Source organism: Rhodanobacter lycopersici, assembly GCF_040812335.1.
GTDB classification, from domain to species: domain Bacteria; phylum Pseudomonadota; class Gammaproteobacteria; order Xanthomonadales; family Rhodanobacteraceae; genus Rhodanobacter_A; species Rhodanobacter_A lycopersici.
The window spans coordinates 66,864-85,135 of sequence record NZ_JBFOHK010000005.1; the positions used below are offsets into that span (position 1 = coordinate 66,864).

The 18,272-nt window shown below is 67.6% G+C and carries 13 protein-coding genes; 10 read left to right on the top strand and 3 right to left on the bottom strand.

The features are described from left to right. Positions 1 to 175: 175 nt before the first annotated feature. From leuC to ABQJ54_RS16495, 3 genes are read right to left on the bottom strand one after another with little or no spacing between them, the layout of a single operon-like run. Entirely contained in the window at positions 176 to 1,591 is a 1,416-nt protein-coding gene (leuC, locus tag ABQJ54_RS16485; protein ID WP_367855415.1) for a 3-isopropylmalate dehydratase large subunit, read from the bottom strand. Continuing rightward, positions 1,588 to 2,592 carry a branched-chain amino acid transaminase gene (locus ABQJ54_RS16490; RefSeq protein WP_367855416.1) on the bottom strand — a complete coding sequence of 335 codons (1,005 nt, stop codon included), beginning with the start codon at positions 2,590 to 2,592 and terminating at the stop codon, positions 1,588 to 1,590. Before ABQJ54_RS16490 ends, leuC begins: the two co-directional genes overlap by 4 nt. A gap of 14 nt (positions 2,593 to 2,606) precedes the next feature. Next, positions 2,607 to 4,196, bottom strand: coding sequence for a 2-isopropylmalate synthase (locus ABQJ54_RS16495; RefSeq protein WP_367855417.1), 1,590 nt, complete (start codon positions 4,194 to 4,196; stop codon positions 2,607 to 2,609). A 797-nt stretch (positions 4,197 to 4,993) separates the two neighbouring features. On the opposite strand from ABQJ54_RS16495, the gene ABQJ54_RS16500 reads away from it, so the two are divergent. The 10 genes from ABQJ54_RS16500 (at position 4,994) to ABQJ54_RS16545 (ending at position 18,272) form a co-directional block, all read left to right on the top strand. Then, complete coding sequence (locus tag ABQJ54_RS16500; RefSeq protein ID WP_367855418.1) at positions 4,994 to 8,038, top strand: TonB-dependent receptor; 3,045 nt, start codon at positions 4,994 to 4,996, stop codon at positions 8,036 to 8,038. Between the two features lie 78 nt (positions 8,039 to 8,116). Continuing rightward, complete coding sequence (locus tag ABQJ54_RS16505; RefSeq protein WP_367855419.1) at positions 8,117 to 9,625, top strand: glucoamylase family protein; 1,509 nt, start codon at positions 8,117 to 8,119, stop codon at positions 9,623 to 9,625. 4 nt (positions 9,626 to 9,629) lie between these two features. Then, entirely contained in the window at positions 9,630 to 11,231 is a 1,602-nt protein-coding gene (locus tag ABQJ54_RS16510; protein ID WP_367855420.1) for a GH39 family glycosyl hydrolase, read from the top strand. A gap of 105 nt (positions 11,232 to 11,336) precedes the next feature. Beyond that, a complete protein-coding gene (locus ABQJ54_RS16515; protein WP_367855421.1) occupies positions 11,337 to 12,035 on the top strand; it encodes a GNAT family N-acetyltransferase in 699 nt (232 codons plus the stop codon). A gap of 277 nt (positions 12,036 to 12,312) precedes the next feature. After that, a complete protein-coding gene (locus ABQJ54_RS16520; protein ID WP_367855422.1) occupies positions 12,313 to 12,936 on the top strand; it encodes an XrtA/PEP-CTERM system exopolysaccharide export protein in 624 nt (207 codons plus the stop codon). 38 nt (positions 12,937 to 12,974) lie between these two features. Further along, a complete protein-coding gene (locus ABQJ54_RS16525; protein ID WP_367855423.1) occupies positions 12,975 to 14,519 on the top strand; it encodes an XrtA system polysaccharide chain length determinant in 1,545 nt (514 codons plus the stop codon). Next, positions 14,516 to 15,292, top strand: a complete 777-nt coding sequence (locus ABQJ54_RS16530; RefSeq protein ID WP_367855424.1) for a P-loop NTPase family protein — start codon at positions 14,516 to 14,518, stop codon at positions 15,290 to 15,292. The genes ABQJ54_RS16525 and ABQJ54_RS16530 overlap by 4 nt, the downstream gene beginning before the upstream one ends. Before the next feature lie 66 nt (positions 15,293 to 15,358). After that, on the top strand, positions 15,359 to 16,672 hold the full coding sequence (locus ABQJ54_RS16535; RefSeq protein WP_367855425.1) for an outer membrane beta-barrel protein: 1,314 nt from the start codon (positions 15,359 to 15,361) through the stop codon (positions 16,670 to 16,672). Positions 16,673 to 16,716: 44 nt separating this feature from the next. Further along, entirely contained in the window at positions 16,717 to 17,442 is a 726-nt protein-coding gene (locus tag ABQJ54_RS16540; RefSeq protein WP_367855426.1) for an alpha/beta fold hydrolase, read from the top strand. Further along, on the top strand, positions 17,439 to 18,272 hold the full coding sequence (locus ABQJ54_RS16545) for an alpha/beta fold hydrolase (protein WP_367855427.1): 834 nt from the start codon (positions 17,439 to 17,441) through the stop codon (positions 18,270 to 18,272). The genes ABQJ54_RS16540 and ABQJ54_RS16545 overlap by 4 nt, the downstream gene beginning before the upstream one ends.

Consider the following 18,272-nt stretch of genomic DNA (forward strand, 5'->3'; position numbering starts at 1 on the left):
TCCGAAGGACAGATTCCCTTCTCCCCGCCGGGGAGAAGGTGCCCCGAAGGGGCGGATGAGGGGCGGGTGCTCGCGACGACGTCGATCGAAGCGCGCTTCGATGCCGGTTTTTCGCAAGAGCGGCCCCTCACCCCGGCCCTCTCCCCGGAGGGGAGAGGGAGAAAGTCCCAGGCGTTCATGCGGCCACCTCCGTCAGGTACTCGCGCGGATCGGCGATGGCGCCCGCCACGGCGGAAGCCGCGGCGGTGGCGGGGCTGGCCAGCACGGTGCGCGCGCCCTTGCCCTGGCGGCCCTCGAAGTTGCGGTTGGAGGTGGAGACGACGAGCTGGCCCGGCTGGGCCAGGTCGCCGTTCATCGCGATGCACATCGAGCAGCCGGGCACGCGCCACTCGGCGCCGGCGGCGCGGAACACCTCATGCAGGCCTTCCGCTTCGGCATCGCGGCGCACCGCCTCGGAACCGGGCACCACCAGCATGCGCACGCCGGCGGCGACGCGGCGGCCGCGCAGCACGTGCGCAGCCTCGCGCAGGTCGGACAGGCGCGAGTTGGTGCAGCTGCCCACGAACACCACGTCCACCCGGGTGCCCTGCATGGGCTGGCCGGCGCGGCTCTGCATGTAGTCCAGCGCGCGCTGCTCCATCGCATTGCGCGCGGCGGGTACCGGCGCGTCCATCGCGATCGCCATGCCGGGATGGGTGCCGTAGGTGACGGTGGGCTTCACCGCGCCGGCGTCGATGCGCACCTCGCGGTCGTACCGCGCGCCCGCGTCGGTCTTCAGCGTGCGCCAGTGCGCCACCGCGCGCTCCCATGCTTCACCCTGCGGCACGCGCGGGCGACCCTTCAACCATGCGAACGTGGTTTCGTCCGGTGCGATCAGGCCCGCGCGCGCGCCGGCTTCGATCGACATGTTGCACACGGTCATGCGCTCTTCGATCGACAGCTTCTCTATGGCCGCGCCGCGGTATTCGATGACGTGGCCGGTGCCGTCGTCCACGCCGATGTGGCCGATGATGTGCAGGATCAGGTCCTTCGCACCCACGCCTTGCGGCAGTTCGCCGTCGACGTGGATCGCCAGCGTCTTCGGCTTGCGCTGCAGCAGGCACTGCGTGGCCATCACGTGGCCCACTTCGGTGGTGCCGATGCCGAAGGCCAATGCGCCGAATGCACCGTGGGTGGAGGTGTGGCTGTCGCCGCAGACGATGGTGTTGCCCGGCTGTGTGGCGCCCAGCTCGGGGCCGATCACGTGCACGATGCCGCGCTCGGCGCTGTCCCAGCCGTGCAGTTCGACGCCGAACTCGCGGCAGTTGGTCTCCAGCTGCGCCACCTGCGCCTGCGCCTCGGCATTCGCGTAGGGGCGCGTGCCGTCGGCGTTCGCCGGCAGGGTGGGCGTGGAGTGGTCCAGCGTGGCCAGTGTACGCTCGGGGCGGCGCAGCTTCAGGCCGCGCGCACGCAGCTCGTCGAAGGCCTGCGGCGAGGTGACCTCGTGCACCAGGTGCAGGTCGATGTACAGGATCGCCGGGGTGTCGGCGGTCTCGGCCGCGACGACGTGCGCGTCCCAGATCTTTTCGAACAGTGTGCGTGCAGCCGTCATGCCGGGATCTCCATGGAAGCAGGCCTTTCTTGGTGAGTGCAGGCATGGATGCCCGCTTTTTGACTTTCGCGGTCAGGGACGGCCGTATTGACCATGCCCAACCACCCCCATTTATCCTCGGTGCGGCCGTCGAACAGGCCGAAGAAGGTGTCGCGCAGCGCGCGCGTCACCGGGCCGGGCTTGCCACTGCCGATCGGCTTGCGGTCCACCGAGCGCACCGGGGTGATCTCGGCGGCGGTGCCGGTCATGAACATCTCGTCCGCCGTGTAGAGGGCCTCGCGTGGCAGGTCGCGTTCTTCCACCTGGATGCCCAGCTCGGCGGCCAGCGTGAGCACGCTGTCGCGGGTGATGCCGGCGAGGATGCCGGCGCTGGATGGCGGGGTGAGCAGCTTGCCGCGCTTCACCAGGAACAGGTTCTCGCCCGCGCCCTCGCTGAGCAGGCCGTTGTGGCCCAGCGCGATGCCCTCGTCGTAGCCGCCGCGGCGCGCCTCCAGGCCGATCAGCTGGCTGGACAGGTAATTGCCGCCGGCCTTGGCCCAGCTGGGGATGGTGTTCGGCGCGGGACGGTGCCACGAGGACACGCAGACGTCGGCGCCGCGTTCGGCGGCGTCGCCCAGGTAGGCGCCCCATTCCAGCGCCATGATCGCCACGTCCACCGGCGAGCCGCTCCTGGGCAGCACGCCCAGGCCGCCGGCGCCGCGGAACACGATGGGGCGCACGTAGGCGGATTTCATTCCGTTGGCGCGGATCAGCTCGTGGCAGGCGGCGTCGATCTCGGCCTCGCTGTAGCCGATCTCGATCTCGTACACCTTGGCCGATTCGAACAGGCGCCGCGTGTGGTCGGCGAGGCGGAAGTAGGCGGGGCCGCCCGGCGTGGCATACACGCGTTCGCCCTCGAACACCGAGGAACCGTAGTGCAGCGCGTGCGCGCTGACGTGGGCGTTGGCTTCGGCCCAGGGCTTGATGCGTCCGTTGTGCCAGAGGAAGGGTGTGTGGCTCATGGGGGTTTCCGTGGTTACAGGCGGGCGGTCGCTGCCGGCGCGGTCGCCGGTGCCTGCCGTTCGATGCGGTTGACGATGGCCAGCGCGGCCTGCGCGGTGGCTTCGACGATGTCGGTGCTGACGCCGTGGCCGCGCCAGTCGCGTGCGGCATGGCGCGCCACCAGCTGGGCCTGGCCCTGGGCGTCGCCGCCCTCGCTGACCGCACGCACCTGGAATTCGGTGACGTCCAGCGTGCTGCCGGTCGCGCGTTCGATCGCACGCAACACCGCGTCCACCGGGCCGTCGCCGATCGCCGCTTCGCCGGCCTCGCGGCCGTCGTCGTGGCGCAGCTTCACCGAGGCCGAGGCGCTGCCGCCCAGGTGCGTGCTGGTGTTCAGTTGCACCAGCCGCCACGGGCCCAGCGCCTCGGGGTCCTGGCCCAGCGCGAGCGCCTCCAGATCCTCGTCGTGAACCTCACGCTTCTTGTCGGCCAGTGCCTTGAAGCGCGCGAAGATGTCGTCCATCGCGGCCTCGTCCGGCACGTGGCCCAGCGCCTGCAGGCGCTGGCGCAGCGCGGCGCGGCCCGAATGCTTGCCCAGCACCAGCTTCGTCTCGGCGATGCCCACGTCCTGCGGTCGCATGATTTCGTAGGTGCCGCGGTGCTTCAGCATGCCGTGCTGGTGGATGCCCGACTCGTGCGCGAACGCGTTGTCGCCCACGATCGCCTTGTTGCGCTGCACCGGCTGGCCGGTGAGCTGGGAGAGCAGGCGCGAGGCCGGGTGCAGCTTGCGCGTGTCGATGCGGGTGTCCGTGCCGAAGTAGGCGCCGCGTACCTTCAGCGCCATCACGATCTCTTCCAGCGCGGCGTTGCCGGCGCGTTCACCGATGCCGTTGATCGTGCATTCCACCTGGCGCGCGCCTGCACCCACGGCGGCCAGGCTGTTCGCCACCGCCAGGCCCAGATCGTTGTGGCAGTGGCTGGAGAACACCACGCGCTCGGCATCCTTCACGTTGGCGCGCAGCCAGGTGAAGCGCTCGGCGATCTCGGCGGGTGTCATGTAGCCCACCGTGTCTGGCGCATTCAGTGTGCCGGCGCCGGCGGCCAGCGCAGCGCTGAACACCTCGGCCAGGAACTCCGGCTCGGTGCGCATCGCGTCCTCGGCGGAGAACTCCACTTCGTGGCACAGGCCGCGCGCGCGTTCCACCGCGGCCACCGCGGCGTCCAGCACCTGCTGCCTGCTCATGCCCAGCTTGTGCTCGCGGTGCAGCGGGCTGGTGGAGATGAACACATGGATGCGCGAGCGCCGGGCCTGCTCCAGTGCGCGACCAGCGCTGTCGATGTCGCCGTTCTGGCAGCGCGCCAGCGCGCAGACGGTGGCGTCGCGCAGCGTGGAGGCGATCTGTGCGACTGCAGCAAAGTCGTCGGGCGAGGCCTGCGGGAAGCCGGCCTCGAGCACGTCCACACCCAGTGTTTCGAGCATCTGCGCCATGCGCAGCTTGGCGCGCCGGTCCATCGAGAAGCCGGGCGTCTGCTCGCCGTCGCGCAAGGTGGTGTCGAAGATGCGCACGCGTTCGGCGGCTACGTCGCCGATGTCGCTCTGCTGGTCGTTCTGCTGGGTTTCCATCGCTGGCTCCGCTGTGTGGATGCGGTGCCGAGGGCAACAAAAAACCCCGCGCCATTTCTGGTGCGGGGTTCTTCGGGTGTTTTCAGGTTCGTTTTCTAGCTACCTGGACACATGCCCTCAGCCCGCACCTCCGTTGGTAATAAGGAGTACGAGTACAAGGGCAAGAAGGAGCGTGCCGCGAAGCTGCAGCAGGCCGGCGACCGTCGTGAGACGGGTCGTTCCGGCGATGCGGCGGTGGCTGTTGCGCTGCGGCATGTCGTCGACCCTACGGCAACCGGTCGGGGCATGTCAACCGTTTTCTTATGAAAATTTTTTCGTCCTTTCGAAAGCGCGATACGGACGGCTGGACGTCCGAACGGGAGACCGGTTCCTTCACGCGGTTCGCGGCCTCGGCCGGCAGGCCGTGGATTGTCGTGCGTGACGCGGCTCTGACTGCGGTCCGGGCAAGACATGCGGCGATGTGCGGGCCTTCCGGCATCACCCGTCATTCGAATTCGGCAAGTCGGGCCGTGGCGCTGCGCCGGGGCAGTCGGGTACCTCGAGGCCTGGCGACCGGCCTGGCGCCGCGTGCACATCGCCTGCACGCGGCGGATAGCACCCTGATCGACGCCGCGCGGACCGGAAGCCTGTCCGTGCGACGACAGGGGCGCGCAACGCTACATCGGGAGCAGAAGGTCCTGGACGACGTGAGGAGGCCAGGTGACCGCGGCTGTCTCCCTGCACCGGAGACCATGCGGCGACGGCATGGATTCCGGCCTGGTACCTCACGGTAGCGAGGTACTCAGGGAGCCCGTCCCATGAACACGATACTGAACCGGAAGCCGCGCCGGCGCCTGCTTTCCGGGCTGGTCTATGCATCGATCATCGCCATGGCAGCGATGCCGGAACTGCTCATGGCGCAGACCGCGGACGCCACCCTGCGGGGTCATGGCCCGGCCAACGCGATCGTCACCGCGCGCCAGCTGTCCACCGGTGCCGTGCGTCGCACCCGCACCGACAAGAACGGCAGTTATGCGCTGGTCGGCCTGCCGCCAGGTACCTACCAGGTGGATGCCGGCCCCGGCACGGGAAGAACCGTCACCTTGTCGGTGGCCTCGGTCGGCACGCTCGACCTGGGTGCCACTGCACCGGCTGTCTCGGCTGCTGCCGCCCCGTCCAACGCCAAGGCGCTGGGTGGCGTGACGGTATCCGCCACGACCTTGCCTGACGTGACAACTTCCGAGGTCGGCAACATCGTCTCGCTGCGGGACATCGACGCCCTGCCGGCAGCCTCGCGCAACTTCCTGGAATTCGCCGACATCGTGCCGGGCATGGTGTTCACCCGCAGCGCCAACGGCGACACCAGTCTGCGCGCCGGCGCCCAGGCCAGCAGCAACATCAACGTGTACATCGACGGCGTCGGCCAGAAGAACTATGTGCTGCCAGGCGGCGTCACCGGCCAGAACAACAGCCAGGGCAATCCCTTTCCGCAGCTGGCAATCGGCGAATACAAGGTCATCACTTCCAACTACAAGGCGGAGTACGACCAGATCTCCAGCGCCGCGGTGACCGCCGAGACCAAGTCCGGCACCAACGAATTCCACGGCGACGTGTTCGGCAGCTTCACCAACACCCGCATGCGCGCGATGACGCCAGCGGAGGAGGCGTCGCACGACAAGACCCAGTCGCACGAGAAGGACTACGGCTTCGACTTCGGCGGCCCGATCGTAAAGGACATGGCGCACTTCTACGTCGCCTACGAAGGCAAGGAATTCGACAGCCCGACCACCGTCGTGCCCGGCGCCACCGGTTACACCGGCTACCTGCCCGCAGGCGTGCAGTCGCAGCTGGGGCCGGCGAGCCTGCCGTTCAGGGAGAACGACTGGTTCGGCAAGATCGACTTCGAGCCGACCGATCACGACCGCTTCGAGGTGAGCGGCAAGTACCGCGACGAAACCGCCATCAGCGGTTTGGGCGGCGTCGATACCACCACGGCGGGACTCAACACGCTCAACACCGACAAGCGCTTCGACATACGCTGGGATCACAGCGCCTACAGCTGGTTCAACCGCCTGCAGATGACCTACGAGGACGCGTTCTACACGCCCACGCCGATCGTGCTCGGTGATGGCGATGCGTACACGCTCACCGGCGCGCAACTGCATACCACCATCGTGCAGACCGGCAACTCGCCGCTGGCCCAGCAGAACAAGGGGCAGAAGGGGCCGGCGATCCAGGACGACCTGACCTTCAACGACCTGGAGTGGAACGGCGACCATGTCATCAAGATGGGCTTCAAGTACAAGGCCGTGAAACTCACCGCGCAGGATGCGGGTGATTCCAACGCGCTCTACAACTATGCGGTGACGAGCGCAGGCACGGAAGCGATTCCGTATCAGGTGCAATTCGGCTCGCCCACGCCCGGCATGAACCCGGTGGCCACCAGTTCGGACAAGCAGTTCGGCGTCTACGTCCAGGACGATTGGGCGGTGGACGACCACCTGACGCTGAACATCGGCGTGCGCTGGGATTACGAGAAGACGCCCTCCTACCTCAACTACGTGACCCCCGCGGACGTGGTGGCGGCATTCGGCATGCAGGACCCGAACGCACCGGCCGGGCAGACCTACGCGCAGACGCTGGCGCTGGGCGGCGTGAACGTCAACGACTACATCAGCACCGGCCACAACCGCCACGCGCAGACGAACGAGTGGCAGCCGCGCTTCGGCTTCTCCTACGACATCAATGGCGACCAGAAGCACGTGGTCTTCGGCGGCATCGGCCGCTCCTACGACCGCGACCTGTACGAGTCGCTGCAGGTGGAGCAGACCAAGCAGTCGCTGTCGCAGCCCACGCTGCTCTTCAACACGCCCGACGTGCCCTGCACGGTCGGCGTGAACAACTGCTATGCCTGGAATCCGGCCTACCTCAACATCGCGACCCTGCAAGGCCTGGTGGCCGGCAGCAATGCCGGCAAGGAAGTCGACCTGGTCACCGACAACCTCAAGGCGCCGTATTCCGACCAGCTCAGCGTCGGCATGCGCAACCAGGTAGGTGACTGGAACACCAGCGCGACACTGGCCTACATCGCCAGCCACAACGGCCTGGTGTACACGCTGGGCAACCGCTACCCCGACGGCTCGTTCTGGCAGAACGGCGACCAGCCCTGGAACAACGGCATCCCCGGCTTCGGCAACCTGATCATCGGCAACAACGGGCTGGAGACGCGCACCACGCAATTCCTGCTGTCGGCGGACAAGCCGTACACGAAGGAATCGCACTGGGGCGCGACGATCGCCTACACCTATTCGCACACCCGGCAGAACAACGACAACAACGACCCGACCGACCAGTACGCGTTCGACTATGAGTCGATTGGCGACTATCCGTTCACTTCGTCCGGCGTGGCCAAGCATCGCCTGGTGATGACTGGCACGATGGATGGTCCATGGGGCTTCGTGCTCGGCGCCAAGCTGACCCTGTCCACGCCGATCCCCGATCTCAATCTCGCGTGCTTCGGGGCGACGCCCACCAATGTGGACAGCGGCGGCATCGCCGGCAGCGGCTGCCGTTCGGTGGCGATCGTGCCGCCGGGCAATGGGCGCTTCCTGATCGGCGGCAAGATCTTCGGTTACCGCGACCTGGATTTCCAGGCCACGAAGAACTTCAAGATCTACGGCAACTTGAACGCCTACGTGCGCTTCGACCTGATCAATGCGTTCAACTGGAACAACTACATCGATTACCTGGAAACCTGGGGATCGAACGGCGTGATGAGCAGCCGGCCGGTGATCTACAACCCCACCGGCGACATCACGGGCTATCCGCGCACGGTCAAGCTCACGATGGGCGTGAGCTTCTGATGCTCGTTCACGTCGAAACGCGGGGCGCGAGCGGCTCCGCGTCCCACTTCGCTCATGCGCACACGAGCTCCTGACCGCATGACTTCGGGCTGGCGGCGCGGCTTGCGCGTCGTCGCGGCCATTGCCCTGCTGGCGCTGTTCGCCGGTGGGCCGCTGCCAGCCGGCGCGAAGCAGGCGGCCGGGAGTTACGCCGGCCTGACGCCCGCGCAGAAGGCGATGGTCGACGATCTCGAACGCCGCACCTTCGACTGGTTCTGGCAGGGTACGGATCCGCGCACGGGACTGGTGCCGGACTCCTGGCCCAACCATTCCTTCTCCTCGATCGCCGCGACCGGCTTCGGACTGACCGCCTACGGCATCGGTGTCGAGCGGGGCTACATCACCCGGACACAGGCCGTGCAGCGCACGCTGGTCACGCTGCGCTTCTTCGCGGATGCGCCGCAGAACGACAGCGAGGATGATGCCAGCGGCTATCACGGATTCTTCTATCACTTCCTCGACATGCGCACCGGCCGGCGCGCGGCGCGCTACGTGGAAGTGTCCAGCGTGGACACCACGCTGTTGCTGGGCGGCGTGCTGTTCGCGCAGTCCTACTACGACCGTGACACCGCGCCGGAGCGCGAGATCCGCCGGCTCGCCGACCTGATCTACCGCCGCGTGGACTGGCCGTGGATGCAGCCCCGCAAGCCGCTGATAGGCATGGGCTGGACGCCGGGCGGCAAGTTCATCCCGTCCGACTGGAAGGGCTACAACGAAGGCATGCTGGTCTACATCCTCGCGCTGGGCTCGCCAACCCATCCGGTGGCTCCCGCGGCGTGGCGGGCCTGGTTGTCCACCAATCACCTCGAATGGGGTACGTTCGAGGGCCTGACCTTCCTCAATTTCGCACCCCTGTTCGGCCACCAGTACAGCGAGAGCTGGGTCGACTTCCGCGGTATCCGCGACGCATGGAGCCGCCAGCACGGACTGGACTACTTCGAGAACAGCCGGCTCGCGACCGATGCGCAGCGCCGCTATGCGATGGCCAACCCCGGCGGCTGGACCGGCTATGGCGCCGACGTGTGGGGGCTTACCGCCTGCGACGGCCCCGGCGACTACGTGGTGGGCGCGCGCCACTATCACGGCTACACCGCACGCGGTGCGGGCCTTGCGGATACCGTCGACGACGGCACCATCGCGCCGACCGCTGCGGGAGGTTCGATCGCATTCGCACCGCGGATCGTGGTGCCTGCACTGGCGGCGATGAAGCAGCGCTACGGCAAGTACATCTACGATCGCTACGGCTTCGTCGACGCGTTCAATCCGAGTTTCCACGACCAGCAGGCCAGGTTGCACAACGGCCGGCTGGTGTCCGGACTGGGCTGGGTCGACACCGTGCACCTGGGTATCGACCAGGGGCCGATCCTGCTGATGATCGAGAATTGGCGCAGTGGTCTGGTATGGCGGGTAATGCGCCGGAACGCCTACATCCGCACCGGGCTGCAGCGGGCAGGTTTCCGTGGTGGTTGGCTGGATACGAAGGCGGCCAGGCCTGAGCGTGGTGCGCTTGGCGCCGGGCGATTCCCGGCCAAGGCTCTTGCAAGGTGACCGCATGAACGACGAATCCGCGAAGCATCGCTTCATCCGTGGCCTGCTGCTGTGCGCTGCCCTGCTGCTGGTGCCGTGCGCAGCCATGTCCGCATCCACCGGCGACATCGTGCGCATCCGGGTCGACGCCAGGGCCAGGGGCACCCCGTTCCCGCACTTCTGGGAGCAGATGTTCGGCTCCGGCCGCGCCACGCTGGCGCTGCGCGACGACTATCGCAAGGACCTCGTGACGGTGAAGCAGGCCACCGGCTTCGGCTACGTGCGTTTCCACGGCATCCTCGACGACGACGTGGGCCTGTTCCAGCTGGGCAGGAACGGCCAGCCGTTCTACAACGCCGCCGACAAACCGGACAAGGGCGGCCAGCCGGTCTACAACTTCTCCTACGTGGACCAGATCTACGATGGCCTGCTGGCGCGCGGCGTGCGCCCGTTCGTGGAGCTGGGCTTCATGCCGAAGGACCTGTCGTCCGATCCCGCGGCGCTGCAGGATTTCTGGTACCACCCCAACGTCGCGCCGCCGAAGGACTACGCGCTGTGGGACGGCATGATCCGCGCCTTCGCGCGGCACCTGGTCGCGCGCTACGGCATCGACGAAGTGTCGAAGTGGTACTTCGAGGTGTGGAACGAGCCGAACATCGGGTTCTGGGCCGGCAACCCCAAGATGCCGACCTACTACACGCTGTATGACCATACCGCGCGTGCGCTGAAGTCGGTCAGCCCGCGCCTGCGTGTGGGCGGCCCGGCCACGGCGCAGGCCGCGCAGGTCGCCGGATTCCTCAAGCACGTGCACGATGCCAGCGTGCCGGTGGATTTCGTCAGCACCCACGTCTACGGCGACGACACCGCGGACAACGTGTTCCACACCAGCGGGAACATCCCGCGCAAGGACATGGTATGCCGTGCGGTGGACAAGGTGCACAAGGAGGTCCTGGCCTCGCCGTACCCGAAACTGCCGTTCATCATGAGCGAGTTCAACGCTTCCTACGCCAACCTGCCCAACGTCACCGACACGGTGTACATGGGCCCGTGGCTCGCCAACACCATCCGCGCCTGCACGGGCAAGGTGGAAGCGATGAGCTACTGGACGTTCTCCGACGTGTTCGAGGAAGGCGGCGTGGTGCGCTCGCCGTTCTACGGCGGCTTCGGCCTGATCGCCGAGGACGACATCCCCAAGCCGGCCTTCAATGCCTTCGCGATGCTGCACCGGCTGGGCGATGTGCAGCTGCCGGTGTCCTCCGATTCCGCGCTCGTCACCCGTCGCGCCGACGGGACGCTGGTGCTGGCCCTGTGGAATTACGCGCCCCCGGTGGGCGATACCGCCAGCTACACCGTCGGCAAGCCGAAGGGCGACATCAAGCACTTCGATGTCGATCTGTCCTCGCTGCCGGCGAGCGCCGCGGCGACGGTGTGGCGCCTGGACGAAACGCACGGCAACGTCATTGCCACGTTCGACCGGATGGGGCGCCCGGCCTTCCCTTCGCGCGAGCAGATCCAGCAACTGCGCTCCGCCGGCCGGATGGCCGCTCCCGAGCAACTGGCACTGCATGACGGCAAGCTCGTCCTCGACATTCCGCCACAGGGCCTGGCGGTGGTCGAGGTGCATTGAGTGTTCATGCTTCGAGCACCTCTCCCGCTTGCGGGCACGCGGGGAGGTGCCATGGATGGCGCCGGCCTTGAGGAGCGGGGAGGGGTTGGGGAGAGGGCAGAACGCATGGGAGAACATGTGGAACCACTGGACCGTCCCGTCTGGGCCAGTCTGACCAGCCTGCATGCAGCGCTGGCGCAAGGCGATGCGCTGGCGAAGCGCTACCTGCCGGAGATCAACCGCTTCGCCTCCGCGCGCGACGACAGCGATGAGGCGCTCGCGGCGCTGGCCGCGCTGGTGCAGCCGGCTGATCCGGTGTTCGTACTGCAGGTGCCGGAGATACGCATTCCGCCGGGGTTGGTGGCGAGCAAGACCGCCAAGGGCGTGCAGATGGTTGCCGCCGCACTGATCAATGCGGAGACCGGCCCGGACGAGGTGATCCCGCTGGGCGATGCGGATGCGCAGGAGATGCTGGCGCTGGCCACGCTCACCGAGCCCGGGCCGTTCCTGCGGCGGACCCATCGCATGGGCCGCTTCGTCGGCATCCGCATCGGTGGACGGCTTGCCGCCATGGCCGGCGAACGCTTCAGCTTTCCCGGCTGCACCGAAGTCAGCGGCGTGTGCACGCATCCCGATTTCCGCGGACGCGGGTTGGCGCGGCGCCTGTCCCGGCATGTCGCCGCCGGCATCGCCGAACATGGCGACATGGCCTTCCTGCATGCGTGGAGGACCAACGCGGCGGCCATTCGCCTCTACGAGTCGCTGGGCTTCCGCTTGCGCTGCGAGGTGAACGTGGCGGTGCTCGAGCGGCAGGCGCGTCCGTAGGCCCGGTACCCGGGGCTGGACATGGCACGACAGGGTGTCGCCATGCCGGCGGGACTTCCGGCCATGCGTGAGATGGTGCCTGCATTGTTTAGAGGGGGCACTCGGGTACCTTGGGCCTGCACGTCAGGGCTTTCCGGGCACGCGAGTCATCCCAGGGCGATGCGTACTGTCGGTTTGTACCGATGGCGACCAGCGGAAATGGGTGATTTCACACTGATTTACGTCTTGCTGGTTTACAATATGCTAACGTCAAGGTCACAGATTCAGGGGGATGACCATGAAGTGCTTCATCGTGTCCGTTGTACTGCTGCTGACGCTTGTAGTAAGCGGCTGCGCCGCAGTGACACCATCGACCCAGCCACCGAAAGTGAACGCCGACGCCATGGCGGTCAGCGATTACCGCATTGGCGTGGACGACCAACTGCAAGTCACCGTGTGGCACAACCCCGATCTCAGCGTGTCCGTGCCGGTGCGGCCGGACGGCAAGATCACCGTGCCGCTGATCGGCGACGTGCAGGCCGGCGGCCAGACGCCGGAGGACGTGGCCGCCGTCATCCGCGACAAGCTCAAGGCCTACGTGCGCGACCCGCAGGTGGCGGTGATCCTGACCCAGCTGCGCAGCCACGAATACCTTGCCCGCGTGCGCGTCACCGGTGCCGTGCGCACGCCCGTCTCGCTGCCCTATCGCCCGGGCATGACCGTGCTCGATGTGGTGCTCGCCGCCGGCGGCGTCACCGAGTTCGCCTCGCCGGACCGTACCGAGCTCTACCGCCATGCCGGCAAGGGGGACAGCCAGGCCTATGCCGTGCGCCTGGGCAAGATCCTCAACGACGGTGACCTGGGCACCAACTATCCGCTGCAGCCAGGTGACGTGGTCACGGTGCCGCAGCGCACTTTCTGAAAAGACGCCAAGGGGGGCCTCAGGAAGAGGCGAGCGCCATGAACGAACAACCGATATCGCTCCAGGCACTGCTGCCTGTGCTGCTGGAGGAGGGCCGTCGCCGCCGCGTCGTGCTGGGGCTGGTCTTCGCCGCGATCACGCTGGCGGCGCTGGTCGTCGGCATGCTGTGGCCGAAGAAGTACGAAGCCTCCACCACCATCCTGGTGCAGGAGAGCAGCATCATCGCGCCGCTGATGAAGGGGGCCGCCACGCCCACCGCCAACGTCAACCGCGCCGACATCGCGCGTGCGGTGATCCTGAGCCACAAGGTGCTGGACAAGGTGCTGGCCGATGGCGGCTGGCTGGCCAGCCACCCCAGTCCGGTGGAGCTGGACCGCATCACCAATGGCATCAAGACGCGCACCTCGGTGAAGTTCTCGCGCGACAACCTGCTGACCATCAGCTACTACGATTCCGATCCGGTGCGCACCTACAAGGTCACGCGCCTGTTCGGCCAGCTGTTCATCAGCGAAAGCCTGGCCTCCAAGCAGCGCGAGAGCCGCGATGCGTTCGACTTCATCAACGGCCAGGTCGAGGCCTACCGGAGCAAGCTCACCAGCGCCGAGGACAAGCTCAAGACCTACCGCGAGAGCAATGTCGATGCGCGCCCGGGCAGCGAGGACGCCACCGCCGCGCGTATCAACGACCTGCGCACGCAGGTGGAGAACGCGCGCATGGACCTGATGGAGAAGCGCTCGCAGGAAGCCTCGCTGGTGGCGCAGCTGTCCGGCGAATCGGAAGTCTCCGCCGTGCAGACCACGGCGGGCCTGTACCAGGCCCAGCTGGCCGACCTGCAGGCGCAGCTGGACAAGCTGCTGCTCACCTACACCGACGACTACCCCGACGTGGTGCGCGTGCGCCACCAGATGCAGGATCTGCGGCAGCAGCTGGCGCAGGCCGAGCGGAGCAGGCAGGATCCGAACGGCAAGCCGACGGCGCTGGGGGGCAATGCGCAGTTCAATCCGCTGTACCAGCAGATCAAGAGCCAGCTGACCGATCTGCGCGGCCAGATCGCCGCGACCACGGCGCGGATGAATGCCAGCCAGGCGATGCTGGATTCCGAACTCGACCGCAGCAAGCGCATCGCCGGCTCCGAAAACGCCACCGCCGAACTCACGCGCGACTACGACGTCAATCGCGATGTCTACCAGGACCTGCTGAAGCGGCGCGAGAACGCGCGCGTGTCGATGGATCTGGATGACACGCAGCAGGGCCTGACCTTCGCCGTGCAGAACCCGGCGATCATGCCGCTGATCCCCACCGGCCTGCGCTTCATGCACTTCGCCATGGCCGGCATCCTGCTGGGCCTGGCGCTGCCGCTGGGCCTGCTGTTCGGCATCGCGCGTTTCGACCCGCGCGTGCGTTCGGTCGAGCAGCTGGAGCTGCTCACCGGATTGCCCGTGCTGGCCACGGTGCCCTTCTATGCCACGCCGCGGGACCGCCGCCGCGAGCACCTGCGGAATCTGGTGCTGGTGCTGATCCTGGCGGTGGTGGCCGTGTCCTACCTCACCTTGTTCCTGCTCAAGCTCAAGGGGGCGGCATGAAACCCGACAAATCGATTTCCGGCACCGTGCTGCAGGCCGGCGAGACCGGGATGGCGGAGATCGACCACCTGCCGCAGCCGGCGTCCGAGCATTCCATCGCCCTCATGGCCGAGCCACGTGCGCTGGCGCCGCACCAGCTGGAGGAGCGCCGGCTGATCCACCGCGAGGCTTCGTCGCGGGCGGAGTCGGACATTTTCCGCGAGATCCGCACGCGCCTGCTCGGCATGGCCGGCACCAGCAATTTCATCACCCTGGTGGTTGCGGTCAGCCCGCGCTCGGGGGCCAGCTTCGTGGCGCGCAACCTGGCCGCCGCGTTCGCTTTCGACGAGGCGCGCACCAGCCTGCTGATCGACTGCAATCTGCGCTACCCCGAGCAGCATCGTGCGCTGGGCGTCGATCCGGCCAACGGCGGCCTGATCGATTTCCTCGAGCATCCCGCGCAGGGCATCGCGTCGAGGATCTATGCCACCGGCGTGCCGCGCCTGCGCCTGATACCGGTGGGCGAGGCGCGCGAGGACAGCGGCGAGTATTTCTCCTCGTTCCGGATGCATGCGCTGCTCGACTCGATGCGTCATCGCTATCCGGACCGCTACCTGTTCCTGGACGGCCCCACCATCAAGGGCTCGCCGGACGCGCGCATCCTTTCCGACCTTGCCGACTTCGTGGTGGTGGTGGCCGGCTACGGCCGCGACACGCCCGCCGCGATCAGCCAGGCGGTAGCCCATTTCGAGCCGGAGAAGGTAGCCGGCGTGGTGTTCAACCAGGCGCCTTGAGGCCCCGCGGCGGCCTGCCGTTGCAGTCAGGGGCCATGGCCGCGCAACAGATTGCTGGAGGCATCCATGTCCTCATCCACCCGGCTCGCCCGCGCCGTCTCGCTGGCGCTCGCGCTTGTAGCCACCCCGGTAGTCGCCGGCCAGTTCGACTACTCGTTGTACGGCGGCGTCGAGCACAGCAACAACATCGGCCTCAGCGATACGGGGGCGGTGAGCCAGTGGCTGCTGATCCCCGGCTTCGGCTTCGACTACGCCCAGCAGGGCGCCACGCTGCAGGCGCACGTGACCGGCGGGGCGGAATATCGCGACTATCTGGGCGGCAGCTATGCAAACCAGAAGTTCGGCGAACTGGCCGGTCTGGTGAACTGGAGCGTGCTGCCGCAGCGGCTGGATTTCGTGGCGCAGGACTACGCCAGCGTGCAACCGATTTCCACGCTGTCCAGCAACGGACCCGACAACCAGCAGCAGACCAACGTGCTCGAGGTGGGCCCCACCCTGTACTTCAACCTGGGCAGCGCGCTGCACGGACAGGCGGAGCTGCGCTACATCAACAGCCGCGCCTCGCGTACCACCGAATTCGATTCCTCGCGCGGCGACGGCGCGCTGCGGCTGATCCGCGACGTCTCGCCGACCAGCCAGCTTTCGTTCAACGTGGAAACCCAGCAGGTCGACTTCGACGACAGCGACGAGGTGAACTACAGCCGTGACGGGGCGTTTGTCCGTTACGTGGACAAGCTGGCGCACATGGACCTGGACGTGGCGGCGGGCTGGTCGCACATCAGCTTCGACAGCGGCGGCTACGGTACGGCCTCCACGCCGCTGGTGAACGCCAGCATCAAGTGGCATGCGAGCGCCCGCAACACCTTCGGGGTCTCCTACACGCGCGATTATTCGGATGCCGCGCAGGATCTCATCAACCTGACCGAGTCGACGGAAGACGCCACGCCGATGACTCCTCCGCTGAGCATCCAGACCGGCGGTGCGGTGATCGGCAGCGGGGTCTATCTGGAGCAGCTTCTGCAGGGTCATTACGACTACGCCGGCGACCGCCTCACCGTCAGCCTGTCGCCGTGGTACCGCAAGCTGCATTACCTCGAGGGCCTCCAGCCCGACGAGACCGGACGCGGCGGCGAACTCGGCGTGGATTACCGTCTCAACCCGCGACTGACGCTCTCGGGGTTCGCCAACATCGAGCGGGAGGATTACACGACACTGCTGCGCCGCGACACCACGACCAACGTCGGCGTCGCCCTGCGCCAGTTCATGAACAGCCATTGGAGCTGGCGTGTGTCAGTGATCGATCAACATCGCACCAGCACCGCTCCGGGCCAGGGTTATCAAGAGACGGAAGTCTATTTCGGGGTTGTCTACCAGCGATGACGCCGGCATCGGAGCCCTGCCAGTTCGGTCGCGACGGAGCGCTGATGGGGGTGTACCACGGTGTTGCCGGCCATGCGCCGCTGGGCATGCTGCTGTGCCCGCCGCTGGGCCAGGCGCTGATGCGCACGCACCGGATCTATCGCCAGCTGGCCACCAGCCTGGCCGCGCGCGGCATCTGCGTGTTGCGCTTCGATTACCGCGGCAGCGGTGACTCGGCCGGCGACAGCCGGGCGCTGGACTGGCAGCACTGCCTGGCCGACATCCGCAGTGCGGCGGCCGAGCTGCGCGTGCGCAGCGGATGCGCGGCGGTGATCGGCTTCGGCGCGCAGCTGGGCGGAGGCCTCGCGCTGGCGGCGGCCCCGGCGGTGGGTTTCGCGCAGCTGATCCTGTGGGATCCGGTGCTGGATGGTGCGCAACACGTGGCCGAGCTCGACGCCTGGCAGGAGGGATTGCGCCACGACCCGCAGCACTATGTCCGTCCGCGTACCGCGCAGGAGGCGGCCGGGCAATGGCTGGGTTTCCCGGTCAGCCCGCACTGGCGTGCGCAGGTGGCTGCCTGGCGCGCCGAGCCGGCGCGGGTACCGACCCTGGTCGTCGATTCGCTGCTCCAGCCGGCGGCAAGCGGTTGGTCGCCGCTGGTCGAGGCCGGCGCGCGGGTGGTTGCCATGCGGCCGGGCGTCCACTGGGGCGATCTGCATCGGCTGGAACACGCCATCCTCGCGCCGGACCTGCTGCGCCTGGTGAACGAGGCCGTGGAGCAGGCCGCATGATGCCCGAGCGCGCCTTCCGCTTCGGCCGTGCCCGGCACCTGGTGGGCACGGCCGGGCTGCCGTCCGGCGTGCACGGCACGGTCGGCGTGATCGTGCTCAACACAGGCCTGATGCACCGCGTCGGCCCGTTCCGCCTGCACGTGGATCTGACCCGCCGGCTCAACGCGCTTGGTTACCCCACCTTGCGCTTCGACCTGTCCACCATGGGCGACAGTGGCGCCAGCGCGGAAGCCGGTTCCCGCGAACAGCAGATCCGCGCCGACGTGGGCGATGCCATTGCACTGCTCGGGAGCCAGGCCGGCTGCACGCGCTTCGTGCTCGTCGGCCTGTGCCGCGGTGCGCAGAGCGCGCACACCGCCGCCTGCACCGAGGCGGGCGTGGCCGGCGCGATCTTCCTGGACGGCTACATCTACCGTACGACCGGCTTCAAGCTGCGTCACTACCTGCCGCGGCTGCTCAGTCCCTCGCGCTGGCAGGGCTTCTTCGCGCGCAAGCTGCGCCGGGTGACGGCAGCGGAGGAAACCTCCTTCGGCAGCGTCTATCCGCCGCGGGGACAGGTGCGCGGCGAGCTGGTCGCGATGCTGGCGCGCGGGTTGAAGCTCTACTTCGTCTACAGCGGCGGCATCGGCGAGCAGTTCAACCACCCGCGCCAGTTCCGCGAATGCTACGGCCGCGAGGTGGCGGAACATCCGGCGCTGCGCATGGACCTGCTCGACGGCACCGACCATACCTACACCCTGATCTGCGACCGCGAGCGCCTGTTCGACCATGTCGAAGGCTGGCTGCAGGAGCATTTCCCGCCGGCACCGAAGGCGGCGCCGGCAGGCTGA

Coding starts and splice junctions, on each gene's coding strand:
- leuC (WP_367855415.1), bottom strand. CDS start 1,591: ATGACGGCTGCACGCACACTGTTCGAAAAGATCTGGGACGCGCACGTC.
- ABQJ54_RS16490 (WP_367855416.1), bottom strand. CDS start 2,592: ATGAGCCACACACCCTTCCTCTGGCACAACGGACGCATCAAGCCCTGG.
- ABQJ54_RS16495 (WP_367855417.1), bottom strand. CDS start 4,196: ATGGAAACCCAGCAGAACGACCAGCAGAGCGACATCGGCGACGTAGCC.
- ABQJ54_RS16500 (WP_367855418.1), top strand. CDS start 4,994: ATGAACACGATACTGAACCGGAAGCCGCGCCGGCGCCTGCTTTCCGGG.
- ABQJ54_RS16505 (WP_367855419.1), top strand. CDS start 8,117: ATGACTTCGGGCTGGCGGCGCGGCTTGCGCGTCGTCGCGGCCATTGCC.
- ABQJ54_RS16510 (WP_367855420.1), top strand. CDS start 9,630: ATGAACGACGAATCCGCGAAGCATCGCTTCATCCGTGGCCTGCTGCTG.
- ABQJ54_RS16515 (WP_367855421.1), top strand. CDS start 11,337: ATGGGAGAACATGTGGAACCACTGGACCGTCCCGTCTGGGCCAGTCTG.
- ABQJ54_RS16520 (WP_367855422.1), top strand. CDS start 12,313: ATGAAGTGCTTCATCGTGTCCGTTGTACTGCTGCTGACGCTTGTAGTA.
- ABQJ54_RS16525 (WP_367855423.1), top strand. CDS start 12,975: ATGAACGAACAACCGATATCGCTCCAGGCACTGCTGCCTGTGCTGCTG.
- ABQJ54_RS16530 (WP_367855424.1), top strand. CDS start 14,516: ATGAAACCCGACAAATCGATTTCCGGCACCGTGCTGCAGGCCGGCGAG.
- ABQJ54_RS16535 (WP_367855425.1), top strand. CDS start 15,359: ATGTCCTCATCCACCCGGCTCGCCCGCGCCGTCTCGCTGGCGCTCGCG.
- ABQJ54_RS16540 (WP_367855426.1), top strand. CDS start 16,717: ATGGGGGTGTACCACGGTGTTGCCGGCCATGCGCCGCTGGGCATGCTG.
- ABQJ54_RS16545 (WP_367855427.1), top strand. CDS start 17,439: ATGATGCCCGAGCGCGCCTTCCGCTTCGGCCGTGCCCGGCACCTGGTG.